The sequence below is a fragment of the Pseudomonas morbosilactucae genome, from assembly GCF_023241665.1.
Taxonomy (GTDB): domain Bacteria; phylum Pseudomonadota; class Gammaproteobacteria; order Pseudomonadales; family Pseudomonadaceae; genus Aquipseudomonas; species Aquipseudomonas morbosilactucae.
On the sequence record NZ_JALQCX010000028.1, the window covers coordinates 113868 to 134390 of the forward strand.

Below are 20523 nucleotides of genomic sequence, written 5' to 3' on the forward strand. Positions count from 1 at the left end.
CTGCGCCACGATTTTTCTGGAGAACCGGCCATGGCGGCTTTTTATGATGCACGGGGCAATCTCTATGGTGTGGTGGCCCCCGAGGCCCTGCGTGCGCTGGGTATTGCGCTGCCGGCCCAGGCTGGCGAAGCCGCCCAGGCCCGGGCGCAGTGGACCGGGCAGGCCATCGAGGCGCTCTGTGATTGGGCGCCGGGCCAGCGTCCGGCCGGGGCCAAGGCCCATCGCAGCGATGGCTTGCTGGTGGGGCCGTTTCAGAAGCAGCCGCCGTTTGACCTGCTGATCGTCAACACCGACGGCACCCTGGCAGAGCGCAGTGGCAACGGCCTGACGATTTTCTCCCAGGCCCTGACCGAGCAAGGGCTGTTGCCGACCCAGGGGCCCAGCGAGTTGCGGGTTCATCACGATCAGGCGAGCGGTCCGTCGCCCGTGCCGACCCAGGTCGAACCGGCCCAGGTACAGGGGCAGTCGGGGTTTTGGCTGGACCTCGGGCAACCGGGGTTTGGCCCGCAGGCAGTGGCGGCCAGTGGCGTGCAGGTGGTGCAGTTGGAAGGGCGCGAACTGAGCCGGGTGCCGGCGTTGCAGGCCTTGCATGAACAGTGGGGGCACAGCCAGTTCGTGCGCATCGGCAACCCCCATTGCGTGACCCTGGTGAGTGACGCCGCAGCGCTGCCGAGCAATCAGCAGATGGGCCAGGCGCCCTTGGCCGAGGGCCTGACCCGGACGGCTTTTGCCTTGCCGGTGGGCAGTGGCCAGCCCTGCCCGGCGGGGGTCAACCTGCAATGGGCGGCACGTGAGTCCGAGGGTCGCCTGGTGGCCCGGGTATTCGAGCGGGGCGAAGGGCCGACCGCGTCATCCGGCACCAGCGCCAGCGCGGTGGCCAGTGCCGCGTGGCGGGTGGGTTGGGTCAAGGCCGGGCGGGTGGAGGTGGTGATGCCGGGTGGCACCGCGCCTTTGCGCCTGGACGAGCACAACGGTGAGCTGGTGCGCGTGAGCTTGTTCGGCACCGCGCATTCGATTCCCTGAACGCGCGCTGACTCTGCTGTTTGACGCTGGCGACCGCGAGGCCGCCAGCGCACGCCTTCAACCCTCCCGCAGTTCGAACTGCGCCATCTGCCGTTGCATCAGCACCTTGCCGTGGCGGATCGAGTACAGCGGCAGGCCCTGACTGCGGATCACTTCGTAGTCGCTGTCCGCCGAGAGGATCAGCAGGTTGGCCGGCCGCCCTTCTTCCAGGCCGTAGCCGTCACCGAGGGCCAGGGCCTTGGCGCTGTTGTCGGTGACCAGGTCCAGGGCGTTCTGCAGGTTGCGGTAACCGAGCATGTGGCAGATGTGCAGCCCGGCTTCCAGGACCCGCAGGATGTTGCCGTTGCCCAGGGGGTACCAGGGGTCGACGATGGAGTCCTGGCCGAAACACACGTTCATCCCGGCTTCCAGCAGCTCGTTGACCCGGGTGACGCCCCGGCGTTTCGGGAAGCTGTCGAAGCGCCCCTGCAGGTGGATGCTTTCGGTGGGGCAGGAAACAAAGCTGATGCCCGAATGCCCGAGCAGGCGAAACAGCTTGGCGCAGTAGGCGTTGTCGTAGGAGCCCATGGCGGTGGTGTGGCTGGCGGTGACCCGGGCGCCCATGTCGCGGCTGCGGGCTTCTTCGGCCAGCACTTCGAGAAAGCGCGAGTGAGGGTCGTCGGTTTCGTCGCAGTGCACGTCCACCAGGCAGCCCGTGCGCTCGGCCAGGTCCATGAGGAACTTCACCGAACTCACGCCCTGGTCGCGGGTGTATTCAAAGTGCGGAATGCCGCCCACCACGTCGGCGCCCAGGCGAATGGCTTCTTCCATCAGTTCCCGGCCATTGCGGTACGACTCGATGCCCTCCTGGGGGAAGGCGACGATCTGCAGGTCGATCAGGTGCGCGCTGTCTTCACGCACTTCGAGCATGGCCTTGAGGGCGGTGAGGTCCGGGTCGGTGACGTCGACGTGGGTGCGCACATGCTGGATGCCGTGGGCGGCCAGGGTGCGGATGGTTTTCTTGGCCCGGGTCTTGGTGTCTTCCTGGGTGATGGTGGCCTTGCGTTCGCCCCAGCACTCGATGCCTTCGAACAGGGTGCCGCTCATGTTCCAGCGCGGTTCGCCGGCGGTGAGGGTGGCGTCCAGGTGAATGTGCGGCTCGACAAAGGGCGGCACCACAAGATTGCCGGCGGCGTCGAGGTCGTCGGGGCCCAGGGTCGGGGCTTCGGTTTGCCGGGCAATGCGGGCGATGAGGCCGTTTTCCAGGTGCAGTTGGTGCAAGCCTTCACGGTGGCGCAAGCGGGCGTTGGTGATAAGCATTGGGCAGTTCCTCGTTCAGGCAATCAGGCGGATAGCCGCCAGATCATCAGCGCCACGCCGATGTCCAGACGGTCGTATGGGTGGTCCAGTGCCAGGCCGGTCAGGGCCTCTATGCGCTGGACGCGGTGAGTCAGGGTGTTGCGATGCACCGCCAGGCGCTGGGCCGCAGCCATCAGGTTGGCGTTTTCATGGAACCAGGCTTCCAGGGTCGGCATCAGGCTGGGGCCGTGGCGCCGGTCATGGCGCAACAGCGGGCCGAGGCGTTCCTCCAGAAACTGGTCGAGCAAGGCGCGGTTGTGCACGCCGCTGAGCAATTTGAGCACACCCAGCTCGTCGTAGACACACAGGCCGGCACGTTCGCTGAAACGCCGGGCCGCCGTCAGGGCCTGGCGCGCCTGGTCCTGGGCCTGGGGCAGGTCCGCCGCGCGGTGCCCGGCGGCGCTGAGGCCGATCAACAGTTTCAGCGGTGCCAGGCGCGGATTCAGCTGTTTCAGCCAGGTGGCCAGGCGCTGACGGTTGGCTTGGGCGGCGCTGGCATCGGCGGCGGGCAGCAGCAGGTGCCATTGCCCGGCACGCCCCAGCACCGGGCATTCGGGCCAGTGCTCCCGGGCCAGTTGCCGCAGGTGCCGGGCGATGCTGTCGCGCTGGCGGTCCAGTTGGGCTTGGGCGGCGTCGGCATGGCCCTGGGCGAACAGCCCGTCGCCGCCTTCGAGGTGCAGTTGCGCCACTTGCCACTGGCCCTGGAGGGCCATGCCCAATTGCCCGGCGCGCTGCAGCAGAAGGTCCAGAGACTGGTACTCGCCGGCCAGCAGCCGCTCCAGCACTTCGTGGCGCGAACGACCCAGTTGTTCGGCCTGCACCAGTGCGGAACCGATGGCTTGGGTCACTAGCACCATTTTCAACGAGTAGGGCTGCTCGATCAGCGGCAGCCCGGCCGCCTCGGCCTCGGCCAGCACCCGTGGCGGAATCGCCTGGATATAGTCGGTGCCGGTGAGGATCACCACCCCGGCCACCCGGCGTTCGCGGGCTTCATCCAGCAATTGCAGGAGGTTGGTTTCGTCCCGCGGGTGGTTGATGCCGGTGACGAACACCAGCTCGCCCCCCAGCACCCAATCGGCGATGCCGCTGTTTTCCGCCACGTAGGGCCAGCGCACCGGGTTGCCCAGGCCGACCGCGCCGGCCCGCAGTTGCATGGACTCCAGCCCCGGCAGGGCCAGCACGTCTTCGACGGTCAGGCTCATGCCCGGGCGTCGACGGCGACGGGCGCGCGGGAGCCGAGCACCGCGCTGATCAGCACGTAGCTCAGGGCCGCCGCGCCGATGCCCACCAGGGGCGCGACCCACGGCGAGCTGAACGCGGCCACGGTGCCGATGGCGTAGGCACTCAGGCCGGGCCAGTTGAAGGCCGGCAAACGGGTGTCGGCCAGGCGTGGGTAATGGCCGCGATAGCGGTAGAAGAAGTCGGCCATGATCACCCCGCCAATCGGTGGGATCACCGTGCCCAGCAAAATCAGGTAGGGCACCAGCATGTCGTACATGCCGAGCAGGGCCAGCAGGGTGCCGATCACCGCGCCGACCAGGGTGACGGTCTTGCGGCGGCCGGTGCGCAGCAGGTTGCAGCCGGCCACGGCGAAGTTGTAGATGGTGTTGTCCTGGGTGCTCCAGATGTTCAGCAGAAGCATGGCCATGGCCGCCAGGGCGAAACCTTGCAACAGCAGCACTTCGACCACGTCCGGTTGCTGGTAGACGATGGCGCCGTAGGCTCCGATCAGCACCATCAGGCCATTGCCGATAAAGAAGCCGATCAGGCTGGCGAGCACGGCCACCCTGGCCGAGCGTGAGAAACGGGTCCAGTTGGTGGCCTGGGTGGCGCCGCTGACAAAGGTCCCGAACACCAGGGTGATGGCGGTGGACAAGTCCAGGCTGCCGCTGGGCACCACGGCCATCAGGCCGTCGAGGCCGCCGACCTTGACCGTGGCCACCCACATCGACAGCAACAGCAACAAGGCCATGGCTGGCACCGCGATGTAGGAGAGGATTTCCAGGCCGCGATAGCCGATGTAGGCGGTGGCGCAGAACACCATGCCGAACAGCACCATCAACCCCAGCACCGTGCCTTGGCTCAGTTCGAAGTATTTGCCCAGCACCACCGCGGCGGTGGCGGTGCCCCAGGCGTACCAGCCGATCTGGGTGAAGCCGAGGATCAGGTCGCTGAGCTTGCTGCCCACTTCACCGAAACAGAAGCGCCCCATCAATACTGAGTTCAGCCCGCTCTTGAAGGCGATGTAGCCCAGGCCGGCGGCGTACAGCCCCAGCAGCAGGTTGCCGAGGACAATCACCCCGAGCATTTCCCCGAAGCTGAAGGCCACCCCCAGCTTGCCGCCGGCGAACATGGTGGCGGTAAAGAAGGTGAAGCCCAGCAGCACCATTGCCGTGGAGGCCAGGCCTTTGCGGGCGTGCATGGGCACTTCGCTCAAGGGGTAGTCGTTGCCTGGATCGTTCTGGGTCATGGGCCTGCTCCGGTCGGGTGGGGGATACAGGCCCTTTGCAGTGGTCGTGCCAACCCGCCCGGGGTGATCGACGCACAGCGCCGCTTGTGCAACCTGCACAAGGTTTATAGCCAACGCGTCGATTTTTGCCCTTGAGGTTGGTCGCCGTGCCCGGTTCGGCACGAAAGCGGTGCAGCGGTGATACAGATTGGATCACCGCCCAGCCATCAATCGAACAGGGTCAGGGTGGTGTCACCGCGCTGGAAGGCGAAGGCTTCTTCCAGGTCCCGTTCCACGGTGCGGCCTTGGGACAGTTCGGGCAGCGCGTCGAGGGCGAAAAAGCCCGCGTCGGTGGTTTCGCCCTGGGCCCGGGGGGCGCTCTGGTCAAGGCGGGTACAGAGGAAATACAGCTTGTAGAAGTCCCGGGCGTCGGCTTTGTACGGGCCCTTGGCTTTGTGCCGCACGCAGTACAGTGCTTGCACCGCGACCTCAAGCCCGGCTTCCTCGCGGATCTCCTTGACGATGTTTTCCGCCGCCGACAAGCCGACGTCGGCGTAGCCACCGGGCAGGGCCCAGCGCTCGTCGTTCTGTTCGCGCACCAGGAGGATCTTGTCGTTCTCGATCAGGGCGCCGCGCACTTCAACCATGGGTGTCGAGTAGCGCTGGGCAAAGTCCGAGACCAGCCCGGTGATGCGTTCCAGGGGCACGTTGCCCAGTTGCGCCAGCAGGCCGTGGGCGATGTCGGCGATTTCCTGGTAACGCTCGCGATCGAACGGGTCGCGGCAAAAATGCAGGCCGGTCGAGGCGATGGCTTGCAAGCGTTTGGCCTGGGTCAGCCAGTGGCTTTCCATGGACGATTCCTTGTTGGGTTGATCAGTGTTCCGGGGTTGCGCCGGCGGCTGTGGGGCGGCCCAGGTGTTGCTGGAGCTGCTGCACGGCGACTTCCACCGTGGCGCTGCAGCCGGCCCAGGTGCAGGCCAGCATCAGGTTGCGTGGCAGCCCGAAGTCTTCCACCAGGAAGCCCTGGGCATCGCGGCCCTCGGCGTCGTGGGGCACTTGCTCGCGCAAGGTCGCGGGGCCGTCGAAGTAGGCCCACACCGGCTTGCCCAGGGCCACCGCCATGCCCACTTCGAAGGCGCTGCCGGAGTCCGGTTCCAGGCCGCGAAAGTTGTTCAGGTTGGCCAGCACGGCGTCGCAGTCGCGGATCATCTGCAGGTTCTGCTGGCAGATCTGCTGCGCCTTGAGCGTTGGCGGCAGGTGCTCGGGGACCTGGTTGTCGAAGGGGTAGAGGCCTTGCAGGCCCTGGGCGCTGCACAGGCTTTTCAGGTAGTCGCCGTGGGCGATGGCATCGACGCGGAACACATCGAAGCCGGCCAGGTAGATACGCGCGGGCATGGGGCTTTCCTCAATCCAGGGACTTGCTCATGTACACCCGGTGCAGGCCGTGTTCCACCGCGCGGTGGGTTTCCACATAACCGTGGCGGCCGTACAGGGCAATGTTTTCGGTCATGGCCTGGTTGGTGTACAGGCGCACACAGCTGTGACCGGCCAAGCGTGCCTGTTGTTCGGCAAACGCCAGCAATCGACGGCCATGCCCCTGGCCCTGGGCCTCGGGGCTGATGGCGACGTTGTCCAGCAACAGGGCTTCCTGGGCGTCGAGCAGGACGATAAAGCCGGCGATCGTTTCGTCCTCTTCCAGCACCCAGGCCTGCTGCGCCAGCACCAGGCAGGAATAGTCCTCGAGCATGGGGGCCGGCTCGCGGCCGATGCGGGCGATGTAGGGCGCATAAGCACTTTTGGCAATGCGTTCGATGGCGGGCAGGTCGGCGAGGGCGGCGGGACGAATGATCGGCGACATGGGGCGCGGGCTCCGGCGCAAGGATGGCTGATGTTGCGGTAAAGCTTAGGCGCGGGAACGCCTGGGCATAAAAAAACCACCCTGGGGTGGTTTTTGGTGCCGGGTTTACTCGCCGCGGTAGATGCAGCCGCTGGTGCAGGTCTCGTGGATGCGGATCGCACTGAGCTCGGGCAGCAGGGGTTTGAGCTCATTCCAGATCCACTGGGCGAGCACTTCGCTGGTGGGGTTTTCCAGGCCAGGAATGTCGTTCAGGTAGTTGTGGTCCAGGCGTTCGTACAGCGGCTTGAAGATCGCCTTGATTTCCGAGAAATCGCGAATCCAGCCGGTGTGCGGGTCAATGTCGCCACTCAGATGGATGCCCACCTTGAACGAGTGGCCGTGCAGGCGCCCGCATTTGTGGCCTTCCGGTACGTGGGGCAGGCGATGGGCGGATTCGAAGGTAAATTCTTTGAAGATTTCCACGGTGTGACCTGTAGGGCTTGTGTAGCGCGGGTTTTAGGTGATTGCCAGTAGCGGGTGTACTGATCAACGTACTGATGGGTCGTGACTGGGCGTTATTGAAGTGCTCCATTCGACCATGGCCGATGGGCGCCAGGCGACCGAATTGGCGCCTAGTCTAACCTGTTTTGGGAATCAGCCCTCGCTGATCCTCCGATAACCGTATTGCGGCCAAGGCCTGTGCTTTCTGGCGGTTCTGAACTCGACTGCCCAGCCCGGGGGCGTGCTGTCGACTCAGGGCTTCACCGTTCACGCGGGGGAAGGCCTGCTTTGCCGGGGTTGTCTTTGCGCTTCAGGCAACCCATCGTTGTACGACTCCGGCTATTTCCGCTCCATGCTCCTGTTCAGCCTTGCGCAGCTCGTAGGTGGTCTGCAGGTTGAGCCAGAACTCTGGAGTGGTGTCGAGGCAGATGGCCAGGCGTAATGCCATGTCGGCAGAAACCCCGCCGCGTTCAAGCAGGATGTTGTTCACGGTGGGGGTGGCGACGCCGAGTGCGCGGGCCAGGGCAGCAGCGCTGAAGCCCATTTCTTTCTGGAAGTCCTCACGCAGGATCTCGCCAGGGTGTACGGGTCGCATGCCATTTTTGAGCATGATGTACCTCAGTGGTAATCGACAATTTCAACGTTTTCAGGGCCTTCTTCGGACCAGACGAAGCACGCGCGCCATTGATCATTGATCCGAATGCTGTCCGGCCCGATTCCCGCGCAGGGACTCAAGGCGGTTGCCGGGTGGTGAGCCCAGGTCGCGAAGCTCATTGGCGGCGTCCAGCATCGCTAGCTTGCGTTCGGCGACGGATTTGATATCGCCCCAGCGTCGCGTTTTTCCGGTTCTGAAGAGCGCTTCCGTGTCAGCGCATGCGAAGCTTCGAATCATGGCTATGAATGCTTAACGTTACTCGTTAAGGCGCGAATGTACGCTGATTTATTGGGTATTCAACGCTTGGTTGAATAGCCAGTTCGACGACTAAAGGGTTAGCAGGTGGTCCCCCAGGCGGCCAGTGCTGGCCAGCTCGAGGAATTCATCGCCCAGGCGTCGGCTTTCGTCCATGGCGCTGCGCCAGTATTTCTGCCGGCCGGCGTCGTCGCCCATAAAGCGTTTGAAGTCGTTACGGTCCGGCAGCTTGCCGTAGGGCAGGCGGGCCAGGTACTGCTTCGAGGGGGCCAGCAGAAGCACGTCTTGCAGGCGCCCGGTATCGCCGCGCCGCCAGGGCAGGCCTTTGTCGAACCAGCCGGGGATGACCTTGTCGGTGAAGTGCGGGTACAGCACCACGTCGTCACCGCTGTAGGGCAGGTCCAGGTGGTAGTCCAGCAGGCCGCCGTCGCGGAAGGTGCCGGCTCCGGCGCCGGGCAGGTCGCGCACCCCTTGCATGACCATGGGGATGGAACCCGAGGCCAGCAGGGCCTGGCGCAAGTTGCCCAGGTCCAGGGGCACGAAGCGCGAAGGGAAGTCGTTCAGGGCGTGCAGCGGCGGCGCCAGGCGCGGGTCGTGCAGCACCAGGCGTTCGAAGTGCCGTGAGAGTCGCGCGCGGCCCCGCAGGTTGTCGGCGATCACCGAGGACAGGCCCAGCCCCAGGCGGCCGCGATGGTCATCGGCGAGCAGGCCGTGGCTCTTCACCACCATGATGTTGAGGCGGTAATGCGGGTTGTCGAGGATCGACGCGTCGTGGCCGTCCAGCAATTCGTCGAGCATGCGCTGGGAGCTCTGGCTGATGTGCGCCATGGTCACGCCTTTGGCAAAACTTTGCGCGTTGTACAGCCGGCCCAGGCGCTGCAGGCTTTCGACTGCGTTCGGCAGGCAGGCACTGGCGAAGCGCCAGGAGCCCACCGAAGCGCCGATCAGCGAGCGCTCCCGTGGCGCCGCTGGCAGCCACTCACCGAACAGCGCCAGGTCCAGCCCCTGGATACCCAGGGCCTTGGGCCCGCCAGCGGCGCCGGGCAGGGTGCCCACATCGGCCGCACTGAGGCCTTTCTGGCGGATGCGTGCCCAGGCGCGGGGGCCGGCCTTGAGGGTCAGGGCGGGGAACTTGATGTGGATAGCGGTCATACCGGCCTCAGTCTCTGGCAAGCGGGTGAGTATAAAGAGTGGTGGCGGGATCGGCCGAGTGAAACTTCAGCCCCGGCAATGATGGCCATTCAGTTTCAATTAAGTTCAGTCGGTTAACGTGCGCAGCATCCGCTAGCCCGTACGTCCCGGAGACTTCCGATGAAAACCCTGACTGCCCTGTTTACCGCTGCCCTCGTTACCCTGACTGCCAACCTGGCACACGCCCGTGATCTGGGCCCCGATGAAGCCCTGCGCCTGCGTGACGCTGGTACTATTGTGTCCTTCGAAAAACTCAACGCCACGGCCGTGGCCCGGCACCCGGGTTCCATCGTCAATGAAACCGAGCTGGAAGAGGAATACGGCAAGTACATCTACCAGGTGGAATTGCGCGACCCCCAAGGCGTTGAATGGGACCTGGAATTGGACGCCGTGAGCGGCCAGGTCCTCAAGGATCATCAGGATAATTAATGAAGTCGAATCTGCGCGCCGGCCGTCGATTGGCCCTGGCGCTTCTGGCTTTTTGCTCCGTGGCACTGGCCCGCGACCTGGACCAGGACGAAGCCCTGCGTCTGCGTCAGCAGGGGGTGATCCTGCCGCTGGAGCAATTGCTGCAGCAGGCCATGGACCGCTACCCCGGGGCCAAGTTGCTGGAAGCCGAGCTGGAAGAAAAACACGATGTGTACATTTATGAAGTCGAGTTGCTGACCACCGACGGCGTGGTCCGCGAGATTGACCTTGAAGCCGCCACCGGGCGTTTATTGAAAGACGAGGAAGACGACTGATGCGCCTGTTGTTGGTGGAAGACCATGTGTCCCTGGCCGATGAGCTGCTTGAAGGCCTCAACCGCCAGGGCTATGCGGTGGACTGGCTGGCCGATGGCCGGGATGCGGTCTACCAGGGGGCCAGTGAACCTTACGACCTGATCATTCTCGACCTGGGCCTGCCGGGCCTGCCGGGCCTGGAGGTGCTGGCCCAGTGGCGCGCCGGCGGGCTTGCGACGCCGGTGCTGATCCTCACCGCGCGGAGTTCCTGGGCCGAGCGCATCGAGGGGCTCAAGGCGGGGGCCGATGACTACCTGAGCAAACCTTTCCATCCTGAAGAGCTGCACTTGCGGGTCCAGGCTCTTTTGCGCCGCTCCCATGGCCAGGCCAACCAGCCGACCCTCAAGGCGGCTGGCCTGCACCTGGATGAAGGCCGCCAGTGCGTGGTGCGCGACGGCGAAGACATCCAGCTGACCGCCGCCGAGTTTCGCCTGCTGCGCTACTTCATGCTGCACCCGCAGCAGATCCTGTCCAAAAGCCACTTGGCCGAACACCTGTACGACGGCGAGACCGAGCGCGACTCCAATGTGCTGGAGGTCCACGTCAACCACCTGCGGCGCAAGCTCGGCAAAAGCGTGATTGAAACCCGTCGCGGCCAGGGCTACCTGTTTGGCGGGGCGGCGTGAGGTCGATCCAGCGCCGCCTGAGCCTGGGCCTGGTCAGCGTGATGCTGGTGGTTGGCCTGGTGCTGGCCCAGACCAGCCTTTGGCTGTTTGAGGTGGGCTTGCAGCGTTACCTTGAAGCCGGTTTGCGCAACGACAGCGAAAACCTGCTGCTGGCCCTGGTGCGCGGCCCCCAAGGCTTGCAGCTGGATGAGCGACGCTTGTCGCCGGCTTACCAGCGGCCGTTCTCCGGGCATTACTTCCGCATCGATTTTGCCGACGTGCACTGGCGCTCCCGTTCCCTGTGGGACCAGGAGCTGCCGCAGTTGCCCCAGGTCGGTCTGCAAAGCAACTTGCAACTGGGCCCCGAAGGCCAGCAGTTGCTGGTGCTGCGCAGTGACTACCGACGCCTGGGGCAGTCGATTTCCATCAGCGTGGCCCAGGATTACACCCCGGTCCGCGAGAGCTTCCAGCGCATGCGCCAGATCGGCGTGGGCCTGGGTGTGGCCGGCCTGCTGCTGATTCTGCTGTTGCAGCGGGTCACCGTGCGTCGGGCCCTGCGCCCCCTAGAGACCGCCCGCGAACAGATCGCCCAGTTGCAGCAGGGCCAGCGCTCCCAGCTCGATGCCCAGGTGCCCCTGGAACTGGAGCCCCTGGTGGCGCAGATCAACCATTTGCTGGCCCATACCGAAGACAGCCTCAAGCGCTCGCGCAACGCCTTGGGCAACCTTGGTCATGCCTTGAAAACACCCCTGGCGGTGCTGTTGAGCCTAGCCTCGAACCCCAAGCTGCAGGCCTACCCGGAGCTGCGCAAGGTGCTCCAGGAACAACTGGAGCAAGTGCAGCAACGCCTGAACCGCGAGCTCAACCGCGCGCGCCTGGCCGGCGATGCGTTGCCCGGTGCGTTATTCGATTGCGATGCCGAGGTCCCCGGCCTGCTGGCCACCTTGAACATGATCCACGGCGAGCACCTGGAGTTGAGTTACCAAGGCGTGCCAGGGCTGCAATTACCCTGGGACCGGGAAGACTTGCTGGAGCTGTTGGGCAATCTGCTGGACAACGCCTGCAAATGGGCGGATGCGCAGATTCACTTGAGCATCGAGGCCAACACCGAGGTTTTTTGCTTGAAGGTGGAGGACGACGGGCCGGGCATTCCCGAGGCGCAACGGGCCCAGGTGTTCAGCCGTGGCACTCGCCTGGATGAACAGACCGATGGCCACGGCCTGGGGCTGGGTATCGTGCGCGACATCGTCGATGCCTGGGGTGGCGTGCTGCAACTGCACGAGAGCCCCCTGGGGGGCTTGCAAGTGCTGATCGAGTTGCCCCACCGCTAAAGGGCGCTGGCCGGGGGCGCTTGGCCCCGGCGGTTGATGGGGTCAGACCCGGAACTGATCCATCAGGCCTTGTTGCTGGTTGGCCAGGCTGTTGAGCGAGCGGCTGACCCGCGCCGACTCATTGGCCCGCTCCGACAGCGACTCGGTGACGTCGCGGATGGTCGCCACATTGCTGTTGATCTCTTCGGCCACCGCGCTTTGCTGTTCGGCGGCGCTGGCAATCTGCAGGTTCATGTCGCTGATCACCGTGACCGCATCGCCGATCTGGCGCAGGGCGCTGGCCGCCTGGCCCACGTGCTCGACGCTGCCCTGGGCCTGGCTGTGGCTGTTGTGCATGGCGTCCACCACCACTTGGGTGCCTTGCTGCAGGGCTTCGATCACCGTGCGGGTTTCTTCCACCGACTCCTGGGTGCGCCGGGCCAGGTTGCGCACTTCGTCGGCGACCACCGCAAAGCCCCGTCCGGCCTCACCGGCCCGGGCGGCCTCGATGGCGGCGTTGAGGGCCAGCAGGTTGGTTTGTTCGGCGATGGAACGGATCACTTCCAGTACCGAGCCGATCTTCTCGCTGTCGGCGGCCAGGCCTTCGACCTGGCTCATGGTGCTGCTCATGTCGCTGGCCAGGTGGCCGATGTGGGTGGTGGTGCGGTCGATCACCCTCAGCCCTTCAAGGGTGGCCTGGTCGGCATCGCGAGCCGCATGGGCCGCTTGGGCTGCGCTGCGGGCAACGTCCTGGGCGGTGGCGCTCATTTCATGGGAAGCGGTCGCCACCTGGTCGACCTGGCGGTACTGCTGCTCCATGCCGGCGCTGGTCTGGGTGGCGATGGCCGAGGATTGGTCGGCGGTGCCACGGGCGTCCTGCACCGAGCGTTTGACCTCGGCAATGATCGGTTGCAGCTTGTCGAGGAAACGGTTGAACCAGCCGGCCAACTGGCCCAGTTCATCCTGTTTGTCGTAGGCCAGGCGTCGCGTCAGGTCGCCTTCGCCGCTGGCAATGTCTTCCAGCATATGGGCCACGCCGAGGATCGGCCGGGTCACGCTGCGGGCCATCAGCCACACCAGCAGCAGGCCGAGCACCGTGGCCAACAGGCCCAGGCCCAGCTCGATCAGGGTGCCGCTTTGATTGCTCGCATCGAGCTTGTCTTTCAAGGCTTCGGCCGGCCCTACCAGCACCTGCTCGGGCACATCCAGCAGCACGCCCCAGGGCTTGCCCCCGGGAATCGGGCTGAAGGGCGCCAGCACCTTCAGTTGCTGGTTGCTGTGCAGGCTCTGGGGGCGGGTGCTGGCGGACAGCAGGCGAATCAACTCCGCGCCGCTGGCCGGGTCCACGCTCTCCAGGCGCTTGCTGAGTTTGCCGGCGTCCGGGCTGTAGCCAGCCAGCAGGCCCACCGGGCTGATGATGCTGACGTGGGTCTGGCCGTCGTACAGGCGCTGGCTGGCGCTCTGGCTCATGGCTTGCAGGCTGTTGAGGTTGATGTCCACCGACAGCGAGGCAATCACTTTGCCGTTGACCAGCAGCGGGAAGACGATGCTGGTCATCAGCACCTTCTGGCCGTCGATCACATAGAAGTAAGGTTCGATCACGCAGGGCTTGAGGGTCTGGCGCGGGCAGGTGAACCAGGCGTTGGCCGGCTCGCCGCTGGGCCCCTGCTGGGTGTCGTGCATGTCGCTTTCGGGCAAGGCCATGGACTTCAACTGGCCGGGGCTGGATTGCGACCAGTACAAGGCGAAGCGGCCCTTTTCATTACTGCCCAGTTCGTTCTGGTCGGCGAACAGTTCGTCCTTGCCGTCCAGGGCGTTGGCCTCGAACACCAGGGACAGGCCCAGCAGCTCGGGGTTGTTCTGCAAGGCCGACTTGACCTGCCGGGTCATGTCTTCGCGCAGGTCGAAGGCATCCAGGAAGCGTTTTTCCGCCTGGTCCCGCAGGAACAGCACCTGGCGCGAGAAACCGTGGCCATATTGGTAGGCATCCATGAATTGCTCGCGGATCGCCAGGGATTGCACTTCGCCTTGGGCTTCGATGCGCGCCTGGGCCGCTTCGTTGAGCATCTCCATGCTCGAGGCCTTGACCAGCTCGGAGCTGTGTTCCATGCGATACAGGGACAGGCCTACCAGCAGGGTCACGATGCCCAGCAGACAGAGTCCGGCGAGCAGGGTGATTTTCCATTGAATGGAGAGTTGTCTGGGCAACATGCAGAGGTCCTTGTTCGATAAATATCTGTGACTTCGCCACCTTATCGGCCGTGGTTGGCTCATCTTTAAACGCTTGTTTAACTGCCGTCGGGGCAGAAAACCACAGTTTTTCACGTGTTAATGCCGGGATAAGCGGCTGCAATGGCCTTGTTTTTGACAAGCCGGGCCAGCTCCTGCAAAGTGCGCGCCCTCTAATAAGAACCCACTTTTTATCCGGCGGCGGCCTGCTTGGCCCTCTGGCTGGACCCTGCTCCTGTGCGCCGTTTTTTATCGGCGCCGTAATGAGGTCATGATGATTAATGCTGTAATTGCCGCGGTTGGCGTGATGCTGATCCTCAGCCTGTCCCGCGTGCATGTGGTGATCGCGCTGATTGTCGGCGCGCTGGTGGGCGGGTTGACCGGCGGCCTGGGTATCGAGGCCACGCTCAAGGCCTTCAACAGTGGCCTGGGTGGCGGTGCCACGGTGGCCCTGTCGTACGCCTTGCTCGGTGCGTTCGCGGTGGCCATCGCCAAGTCCGGCCTGGCCCACGCCCTGGCGGACAAGATCCTGCTGCTGGTGGACCGCCAGGACGCGACTGGCAGCGGCCAGGTCAAGTGGCTGTTGATCGGTCTGTTGTGGGTGGTGTCCATTGCTTCGCAGAACATCCTGCCGATCCACATTGCCTTTATTCCGCTGTTGGTGCCGCCGCTGCTGTATGTGCTGACCAAATTGCAGTTGGACCGGCGGCTGATCGCCTGCGTCATCACCTTCGGCCTCATCACGCCCTACATGTTCCTGCCCGTGGGCTTCGGCAACATTTTCCTCAATGAAATCCTCCTGGCCAACGTGGCCCGCAGCGGCGTGGACATCAGCCAGGTCAACGTCACCCACGCCATGGGCATCCCGGCGTTGGGCATGCTCTGCGGCCTGTTGCTGGCCTTGATCAGCTACCGCAAGAAGCGCGTGTACGACCTGGACCGTATCGAGAAAGTCGAGCAGGTGCAGGTGAGCTACAACCCGCGGACACTGTTGGTGGCCGGGCTGGCGATCATTGTCGCGTTCGTCGTCCAGTTGCTGCTGGACTCGATGATCATCGGCGCCTTGTGTGGCTTTTTGCTGTTCTCGGTGTCGGGCATCGTGCGCTGGCGCGAGACGGATGACCTGTTCACCGAAGGCATGAAGATGATGGCCATGATCGGCTTCATCATGATTGCCGCCTCGGGTTTCGCCGAGGTGATGAAAGCCACCGGCGATGTGAAAACCCTGGTGGAGACGTCGGCCAGCTGGATCGGCCACAGCAAGGGCGTGGGTGCGCTGTTGATGTTGCTGGTGGGGCTGTTGGTGACCATGGGCATCGGCTCGTCGTTTTCCACGGTGCCGATCCTGGCGGCGATCTTTGTGCCTTTGTGTGTGCAACTGGGCTTCAGCCCGCTGGCGATCGTGTGCATCGTCGGCACCGCCGGAGCCTTGGGCGATGCCGGTTCGCCGGCTTCCGACTCGACCCTGGGGCCGACCTCGGGGCTGAATATCGACGGCCAGCATCACCATATCTGGGACACCGTGGTGCCGACCTTCCTGCACTACAACCTGCCGCTGCTGGCCTTTGGCTGGGTGGCGGCCATGGTCCTCTGACACCCGCTTTGGCGCCCCTCTCTATATAAGAGGGGGTTGCCGGTGGAGGGCTTCGTCGGCAAGCCGGCCTCTACGCAAGCGCGGGGCGAGCGCTGGGCTCAACTTTTGATTCGGCCAGCCGTTAACGGCTTATCACGCCCAATAAAATCAAGAGTGACCTCCTATGCGCCTAAGCCTGAAGGCCAAAGTTCTATCCCTCGCGGTACTCCCGGTTTTGCTGTTTGCGGTAGTGATCAGCCTGACCACGGTGTTCATGCTTAAAGAACAGGCGAAAAAGCAGGTCGACGAGACCCGCCAGCGCTTGATGAGTGAATCCAAGGCCACCTTGCAGGGTTACGTCGAAGTGGCCCTGAGCACCGTCAAGCCGCTGTACGACGCGGCGGCCAGTGGCGACCAGGCGGCTCGCGCCGAGGTGGTCAAGCTGCTGTCGAACATCACCTATGGCAAGGACGGTTACTTCTTCGGCTACGACTCCGAGACCGTGCGCCTGTTCAAGGGCAACAGCCCGGATGGCGTGGGCAAGAGCTTCAAGGACAACCGCGACCCCAATGGCGTCTACGTCAACCGCGAGCTGGTGCGGGTCGCCAAGGACGGCAGTCACTACGTGCAGTACAGCTCGACCCAGCCGGGCAGCGATGTGCTGGTGCCCAAGTTGGGCTACACCGAGTACCTGCCCAAGTGGGACATGGTGATCGGCTCCTCGGTGAACATCGACGGCATCGACGCCCAGGTGGCGGCGGTGGAAGCCGGGGTCAACGAGCGCATGGAAGGCATGGTGTTGAGCATTGTCGGGGTGGCGGCGGTGGTGCTGCTGGTGATTGCGGCCCTGGGCATGCTGGTGGCCAACACCATCCTGCGGCCGCTGAACCTGATGAAGCTCAACCTGGACGACATCGCCGCGGGCGAGGGTGACTTGACCCGGCGCCTGGCAATTACCAGCCAGGACGAACTGGGGGACCTGGCGGGCTCGTTCAACCGGTTTGTCGACAAAATCCACGGCCTGGTGCGGCAGATCACCGAGATGACCGGCCAGCTCACCGGCCTGGTGACCCAGGTGTCGGAGCAGGCCCAGCGTTCGGAGCAGGCCATGGAGCGCCAGCGCCACGAAACCGATCAGGTGGCCACGGCGATCAACGAGATGTCTTCGGCCGCCCAGGAAGTGGCCCGCAGTGCCCAGGGTGCAGCGGTGGCGGCGCAGAAGACCGACGAAGAAGGGCAGACCGCCAAGCGCGTGGTGGATGGCAGCATCCAGCAGATCCATGCCCTGGTCAGCGACATTCGCAACAGCGGCACCTCGCTGGACAGTCTGCAGCAGGACGTGGCGTCGATCGTCAGCGTGCTGGATGTGATCCGCTCGATTGCCGAGCAGACCAACCTCTTGGCCCTCAACGCGGCCATCGAAGCGGCCCGGGCCGGGGAGGCCGGGCGCGGTTTTGCCGTGGTGGCCGACGAAGTACGGGCCCTGGCCAGCCGCACCCAGCAGAGCACCCAGGAAATCCAGGGCATGATCAATCGCCTGCAGCAGGGCACCCGGGTGGCGGTGGACGCCATGCGGCGCTCCAGCGATGCCGGCGATGGCACCTCGGTCCAGGCCAACGAAGCGGGGGCGTCCCTGGATGCCATGGCGCAGTTGATCGGCACCATCAACTCGATGAACGCGCAGATCGCCAGCGCCGCGGAAGAACAAACCGCCGTGGCTGAAGAGATCAACCGCAGCGTGCATCAGATCGCCGTGGCGGTGGACAGTGTGGCCGATGAAACCCAGCTCGGGGCCCAGACGTCCCGCAGCCTGGCCGACCTGGGCCAGCGCCTGGGCAAGCTGGTGGGGCAATTCCGCATCTGAACCCAGGCCTGCCGCGCGGTGGTCAGCCGCGCGGTGCGGGTGCCGCCTGGCGGGCGATCAGTTGCGGCTCGCAGGCCGGGTCGGGCTCTGCTGCAGGCCGTTGCGTCACATCGCGCATCAACAGGCCGAAGCGCAGGTCCACCTGATCGGGGATCGGCAAATACACGGTGTGCCCGTCCCCCGGTGCCACCTCGATGGCCTCGTCTTTGACGTTCTGCAACTCACTCAGGTCGAAATGGAAGTTGCCCTTGGGGGTCATCAGTTCCATGTGATCGCCCAGGGCAAAGCGATTCTTCACCTTGACCTCGGCCAGCCGCCCCCGGCGCTCGCCGGTCAACTCACCGACAAACTGCTGGCGCTCGGAGACTGAGCTGCCGTTCTGGTAGTTCTGGTATTCGTCGTGCACGTGGCGCCGCAGGAAGCCCTCGGTGTAGCCCCGTTGCGCCAGGGATTCGAGGTCGCTCATCAGGCTGCGATCGAACTCGCGGCCGGCTGCGGCGTCGTCGATGGCCCGGCGATAGACCTGAGTGGTGCGGGCGCAATAGAAGTGCGACTTGGTGCGGCCCTCGATTTTCAGCGAGTGCACGCCCATGGCGCTCAGGCGTGGCACGTGCTGCACCGCCCGCAGGTCCTTGGCGTTCATGATGTAGGTGCCGTGCTCATCCTCGAAGGCGGGCATGGCCTCGTCCGGGCGATTGGCCTCGCGCAGCAGGAACACCTGGTCGGTGGGCGTGCCCAGGCCCAGGGTCGGTTCGGGTTGATAGGTCTGGACGATTTCCCCGAGGGTGTTCTCGGTGGCCGCCTCGGCCTGGTACTTCCAGCGGCAAGCGTTGGTGCAACTGCCCTGGTTGGCGTCGCGCTTGTTCATGTAGCCCGAGAGCAGGCAGCGCCCGGAATAGGCCATGCATAGGGCGCCGTGGACGAACACTTCCAGTTCCATGTCTGGCACTTGCTGGCGGATTTCGTCGATTTCCTCCAGGGACAGCTCCCGGGACAGGATCACCCGGCTGATGCCCTGTTGCTGCCAGAACTCGACGCTGGCCCAGTTCACTGTATTGGCCTGTACCGAGAGGTGGATCGGCATGGCCGGGAAGTGCCGGCGCACCAGCATGATCAGCCCCGGGTCGGACATGATCAGCGCGTCCGGGGCCATGGCGATGACCGGCTCCAGGTCCTTGAGGAAGGTTTTCAGCTTGGCGTTGTGTGGGGCGATGTTGACCACGACGTAGAAGCGCTTGCCCTGGGCCTGGGCTTCCTGGATGCCCAGGGTCAGGTTGGCGTGATCGAATTCGTTGTTGCGCACCCGCAGGCTGTAGCGTGGCTGGCCGGCGTAAACCGCATCGGCGCCGTAGGCGAAGGCGTAGCGCATGTTTTTCAGGGTGCCGGCGGGGGCCAGCAGTTCGGGTTTGGCGAGGAGCGTCATGGGGCTGTCGGTCGCAAAAGTTCGCGAGGGTAAGGCAGGCGCTGGCGGGGTTTATTGATCTGGGTCTAAGGCTGCGCAAGAAACTACGGCACTCGGCGCGGGTGCCGAGGACTAACGCTCAGGACGCTGAACATCTGCGTTGACTGACATGGATTGGATATGAACCAACAGAACCTGCAACACAAAAGCCTGCTCGTCTTGCTGACGCTGGTGACGATCGCGTTTATCTGGATTCTCTTGCCGTTTTACGGTGCAGTGTTCTGGGCGGTGATCCTCGGGATTGTCTTTGCACCCTTGCAGCGTCGCCTGCAACTCAAGTTCGGCTGGCCGCGCAACCTCACCTCGTTGTGCACCCTGAGTTTGTGCCTGGTGATGGCGATTTTGCCTGTGATCATCACCAGCGCCTTGCTGGTGCAAGAGGGGGCGACGCTGTACCAGAACATTGAAAGCGGCAAGCTGGACATTGCCGCCTATGTGGCCCAGTTCAAGCACAGCCTGCCGCCGTATTTCCAGCACCTGCTGGATCGCTTTGGCATGGGCGAGCTGGAGGGGCTGCGGGAGAAAATCGTCAAGAGCGCCATGCAAGGCAGCCAGTTCTTTGCCAGCCAGGCCTTCAGTTTCGGCCAGGGCACCTTCGAGTTTGTGGTGAGCGTGTTCATCATGCTCTACCTGCTGTTTTTCCTGCTGCGCGATGGCCCGGAGCTGGCGCGCAAGATCCGCACGGCGGTGCCGTTGGCAGAGCATCAGAAGCGTCGCCTGCAGCTCAAATTCAACCGCGTGGTGCGGGCCACGGTGAAAGGCAACGTGCTGGTGGCCGTGACCCAGGGCGCCCTCGGCGGCTTGATTTTCTGGTTCCTGGACATCCCCAGCGCCTTGCTCTGGGCGGTGCTGATGGCGTTCCTGTCGCTATTACCGGCCGTGGGTGCGGGCATTGTCTGGGGCCCGGTGGCCGCGTACTTCCTGCTTAGCGGAGCGATCTGGCAAGGGGTGGTGCTGGGGCTGTTCGGGGTGTTCGTGATTGGCCTGGTGGACAACGTGTTGCGGCCGATCCTGGTGGGCAAGGACACCAAGATGCCGGACTACCTGATCCTGATCTCGACCCTGGGCGGCCTGGCGATATTCGGCCTCAACGGGTTCGTCATCGGGCCGTTGATTGCCGCATTGTTCATGTCGAGTTGGGCGCTGTTTGTGGAAACCCGGCCGCGGGTGCAGCTGCCTTAGGCGTGGGCGGCGAGCGTGGGCCACTGTTGTGACAGGGCCTGGGCAGCGGGCAGGGAGGCGAGGGGGCCGCTGACGGGCTCGCCGTCCTGCATCAGATACCAGCAGGCCAGCACGCCGCGAGCCCTGAGGGATGCGGGAACCGCGCTGCCGATAACGGACATGATCTGAACTGTGGGCATAAGGACCTCCGATACGTGGTGGAGCTACCTTACAAAGCGCGCAGTGTTACGAAAAATCACCTGGCTCAATAGTGGTTATTGAAAATTG

General features: G+C 64.4%; 20 protein-coding genes and 4 pseudogenes. 9 read left to right on the plus strand and 15 right to left on the minus strand.

Annotated elements, in window-relative coordinates; all coding sequences use genetic code 11:
- The first annotated feature begins 30 nt into the window (after positions 1–30).
- The gene (locus M1B35_RS15765; protein WP_268262463.1) at positions 31–1023 is read left to right on the plus strand and encodes a diaminopimelate epimerase; all 993 of its coding nucleotides are present in this window, start codon (positions 31–33) and stop codon (positions 1021–1023) included.
- Positions 1024–1080: 57 nt separating this feature from the next.
- Here M1B35_RS15765 and codA read toward each other — a convergent pair whose 3' ends face one another.
- From codA to M1B35_RS15820, 11 genes and pseudogenes are all read right to left on the minus strand, one after another.
- Positions 1081–2322, minus strand: a complete 1242-nt coding sequence (gene codA / locus M1B35_RS15770) for a cytosine deaminase (protein WP_268262464.1) — start codon at positions 2320–2322, stop codon at positions 1081–1083.
- Positions 2323–2345: 23 nt separating this feature from the next.
- Positions 2346–3563 carry a PucR family transcriptional regulator gene (locus M1B35_RS15775; RefSeq protein ID WP_268262465.1) on the minus strand — a complete coding sequence of 406 codons (1218 nt, stop codon included), beginning with the start codon at positions 3561–3563 and terminating at the stop codon, positions 2346–2348.
- Positions 3560–4831 carry a cytosine permease gene (codB, locus tag M1B35_RS15780; RefSeq protein ID WP_123335319.1) on the minus strand — a complete coding sequence of 424 codons (1272 nt, stop codon included), beginning with the start codon at positions 4829–4831 and terminating at the stop codon, positions 3560–3562. The genes M1B35_RS15775 and codB overlap by 4 nt, the downstream gene beginning before the upstream one ends.
- A gap of 206 nt (positions 4832–5037) precedes the next feature.
- The gene (locus tag M1B35_RS15785) at positions 5038–5661 is read right to left on the minus strand and encodes an NUDIX hydrolase (RefSeq protein WP_268262466.1); all 624 of its coding nucleotides are present in this window, start codon (positions 5659–5661) and stop codon (positions 5038–5040) included.
- Between the two features lie 22 nt (positions 5662–5683).
- Complete coding sequence (locus M1B35_RS15790) at positions 5684–6205, minus strand: nucleoside 2-deoxyribosyltransferase (protein ID WP_268262467.1); 522 nt, start codon at positions 6203–6205, stop codon at positions 5684–5686.
- 10 nt (positions 6206–6215) lie between these two features.
- The gene (locus M1B35_RS15795) at positions 6216–6668 is read right to left on the minus strand and encodes a GNAT family N-acetyltransferase (RefSeq protein ID WP_123335324.1); all 453 of its coding nucleotides are present in this window, start codon (positions 6666–6668) and stop codon (positions 6216–6218) included.
- Positions 6669–6773: 105 nt separating this feature from the next.
- Positions 6774–7130 carry a 6-carboxytetrahydropterin synthase QueD gene (gene queD, locus M1B35_RS15800; RefSeq protein WP_123335326.1) on the minus strand — a complete coding sequence of 119 codons (357 nt, stop codon included), beginning with the start codon at positions 7128–7130 and terminating at the stop codon, positions 6774–6776.
- 63 nt (positions 7131–7193) lie between these two features.
- Positions 7194–7271: pseudogene (locus M1B35_RS32045) on the minus strand (helix-turn-helix transcriptional regulator); the annotation flags it as partial.
- Positions 7272–7458: 187 nt separating this feature from the next.
- Complete coding sequence (locus M1B35_RS15810) at positions 7459–7758, minus strand: HigA family addiction module antitoxin (protein WP_123335328.1); 300 nt, start codon at positions 7756–7758, stop codon at positions 7459–7461.
- An 8-nt stretch (positions 7759–7766) separates the two neighbouring features.
- A pseudogene (locus M1B35_RS15815) lies at positions 7767–8040 on the minus strand (type II toxin-antitoxin system RelE/ParE family toxin).
- Positions 8041–8130: 90 nt separating this feature from the next.
- The gene (locus M1B35_RS15820) at positions 8131–9210 is read right to left on the minus strand and encodes a patatin-like phospholipase family protein (RefSeq protein ID WP_123335330.1); all 1080 of its coding nucleotides are present in this window, start codon (positions 9208–9210) and stop codon (positions 8131–8133) included.
- Positions 9211–9369: 159 nt separating this feature from the next.
- On the opposite strand from M1B35_RS15820, the gene M1B35_RS15825 reads away from it, so the two are divergent.
- From M1B35_RS15825 to M1B35_RS15840, 4 genes are read left to right on the plus strand one after another with little or no spacing between them, the layout of a single operon-like run.
- Entirely contained in the window at positions 9370–9678 is a 309-nt protein-coding gene (locus M1B35_RS15825) for a PepSY domain-containing protein (protein WP_268262468.1), read from the plus strand.
- Entirely contained in the window at positions 9678–9992 is a 315-nt protein-coding gene (locus M1B35_RS15830) for a PepSY domain-containing protein (RefSeq protein ID WP_123335334.1), read from the plus strand. The genes M1B35_RS15825 and M1B35_RS15830 overlap by 1 nt, the downstream gene beginning before the upstream one ends.
- Entirely contained in the window at positions 9992–10657 is a 666-nt protein-coding gene (locus M1B35_RS15835; RefSeq protein ID WP_123335336.1) for a response regulator transcription factor, read from the plus strand. Before M1B35_RS15830 ends, M1B35_RS15835 begins: the two co-directional genes overlap by 1 nt.
- Positions 10654–11967, plus strand: a complete 1314-nt coding sequence (locus M1B35_RS15840) for a sensor histidine kinase (protein ID WP_268262469.1) — start codon at positions 10654–10656, stop codon at positions 11965–11967. The genes M1B35_RS15835 and M1B35_RS15840 overlap by 4 nt, the downstream gene beginning before the upstream one ends.
- 42 nt (positions 11968–12009) lie before the next feature.
- Here the strand turns inward: M1B35_RS15840 and M1B35_RS32270 are convergent, their stop codons facing one another.
- Both M1B35_RS32270 and M1B35_RS32275 read right to left on the minus strand, forming a co-directional pair.
- A complete protein-coding gene (locus tag M1B35_RS32270; RefSeq protein ID WP_425273418.1) occupies positions 12010–12765 on the minus strand; it encodes a methyl-accepting chemotaxis protein in 756 nt (251 codons plus the stop codon).
- Between the two features lie 102 nt (positions 12766–12867).
- Positions 12868–14220: pseudogene (locus tag M1B35_RS32275) on the minus strand (cache domain-containing protein); the annotation flags it as partial.
- Positions 14221–14452: 232 nt separating this feature from the next.
- Here M1B35_RS32275 and M1B35_RS15850 point away from each other — a divergent pair.
- The 3 genes and pseudogenes from M1B35_RS15850 (at position 14453) to M1B35_RS32285 (ending at position 17612) form a co-directional block, all read left to right on the plus strand.
- Positions 14453–15769, plus strand: coding sequence for a Na+/H+ antiporter NhaC family protein (locus tag M1B35_RS15850; protein ID WP_185039393.1), 1317 nt, complete (start codon positions 14453–14455; stop codon positions 15767–15769).
- Positions 15770–16022: 253 nt separating this feature from the next.
- A pseudogene (locus M1B35_RS32280) lies at positions 16023–16754 on the plus strand (cache domain-containing protein); the annotation flags it as partial.
- Between the two features lie 102 nt (positions 16755–16856).
- Positions 16857–17612 carry a methyl-accepting chemotaxis protein gene (locus M1B35_RS32285; protein ID WP_425273419.1) on the plus strand — a complete coding sequence of 252 codons (756 nt, stop codon included), beginning with the start codon at positions 16857–16859 and terminating at the stop codon, positions 17610–17612.
- Between the two features lie 22 nt (positions 17613–17634).
- Here the strand turns inward: M1B35_RS32285 and trhP are convergent, their stop codons facing one another.
- Complete coding sequence (gene trhP, locus M1B35_RS15860; RefSeq protein ID WP_268262472.1) at positions 17635–19035, minus strand: prephenate-dependent tRNA uridine(34) hydroxylase TrhP; 1401 nt, start codon at positions 19033–19035, stop codon at positions 17635–17637.
- 159 nt (positions 19036–19194) lie between these two features.
- Here trhP and M1B35_RS15865 point away from each other — a divergent pair, with 159 nt between their 5' ends.
- The gene (locus M1B35_RS15865) at positions 19195–20256 is read left to right on the plus strand and encodes an AI-2E family transporter (protein ID WP_123335347.1); all 1062 of its coding nucleotides are present in this window, start codon (positions 19195–19197) and stop codon (positions 20254–20256) included.
- Here M1B35_RS15865 and M1B35_RS15870 read toward each other — a convergent pair.
- On the minus strand, positions 20253–20435 hold the full coding sequence (locus tag M1B35_RS15870) for a hypothetical protein (RefSeq protein ID WP_123335349.1): 183 nt from the start codon (positions 20433–20435) through the stop codon (positions 20253–20255). The genes M1B35_RS15865 and M1B35_RS15870 overlap by 4 nt on opposite strands.
- Between the last annotated feature and the right edge of the window lie 88 nt (positions 20436–20523).

Excerpts from the sequence above, each read along its gene's own strand:
- M1B35_RS15765 (WP_268262463.1), top strand. The coding sequence starts at position 31 with ATGGCGGCTTTTTATGATGCACGGGGCAATCTCTATGGTGTGGTGGCC.
- codA (WP_268262464.1), bottom strand. The coding sequence starts at position 2,322 with ATGCTTATCACCAACGCCCGCTTGCGCCACCGTGAAGGCTTGCACCAA.
- M1B35_RS15775 (WP_268262465.1), bottom strand. The coding sequence starts at position 3,563 with ATGAGCCTGACCGTCGAAGACGTGCTGGCCCTGCCGGGGCTGGAGTCC.
- codB (WP_123335319.1), bottom strand. The coding sequence starts at position 4,831 with ATGACCCAGAACGATCCAGGCAACGACTACCCCTTGAGCGAAGTGCCC.
- M1B35_RS15785 (WP_268262466.1), bottom strand. The coding sequence starts at position 5,661 with ATGGAAAGCCACTGGCTGACCCAGGCCAAACGCTTGCAAGCCATCGCC.
- M1B35_RS15790 (WP_268262467.1), bottom strand. The coding sequence starts at position 6,205 with ATGCCCGCGCGTATCTACCTGGCCGGCTTCGATGTGTTCCGCGTCGAT.
- M1B35_RS15795 (WP_123335324.1), bottom strand. The coding sequence starts at position 6,668 with ATGTCGCCGATCATTCGTCCCGCCGCCCTCGCCGACCTGCCCGCCATC.
- M1B35_RS15810 (WP_123335328.1), bottom strand. The coding sequence starts at position 7,758 with ATGCTCAAAAATGGCATGCGACCCGTACACCCTGGCGAGATCCTGCGT.
- M1B35_RS15820 (WP_123335330.1), bottom strand. The coding sequence starts at position 9,210 with ATGACCGCTATCCACATCAAGTTCCCCGCCCTGACCCTCAAGGCCGGC.
- M1B35_RS15825 (WP_268262468.1), top strand. The coding sequence starts at position 9,370 with ATGAAAACCCTGACTGCCCTGTTTACCGCTGCCCTCGTTACCCTGACT.
- M1B35_RS15830 (WP_123335334.1), top strand. The coding sequence starts at position 9,678 with ATGAAGTCGAATCTGCGCGCCGGCCGTCGATTGGCCCTGGCGCTTCTG.
- M1B35_RS15835 (WP_123335336.1), top strand. The coding sequence starts at position 9,992 with ATGCGCCTGTTGTTGGTGGAAGACCATGTGTCCCTGGCCGATGAGCTG.
- M1B35_RS32270 (WP_425273418.1), bottom strand. The coding sequence starts at position 12,765 with ATGGAGCAGCAGTACCGCCAGGTCGACCAGGTGGCGACCGCTTCCCAT.
- M1B35_RS32285 (WP_425273419.1), top strand. The coding sequence starts at position 16,857 with ATGGAGCGCCAGCGCCACGAAACCGATCAGGTGGCCACGGCGATCAAC.
- trhP (WP_268262472.1), bottom strand. The coding sequence starts at position 19,035 with ATGACGCTCCTCGCCAAACCCGAACTGCTGGCCCCCGCCGGCACCCTG.
- M1B35_RS15865 (WP_123335347.1), top strand. The coding sequence starts at position 19,195 with ATGAACCAACAGAACCTGCAACACAAAAGCCTGCTCGTCTTGCTGACG.
- M1B35_RS15870 (WP_123335349.1), bottom strand. The coding sequence starts at position 20,435 with ATGCCCACAGTTCAGATCATGTCCGTTATCGGCAGCGCGGTTCCCGCA.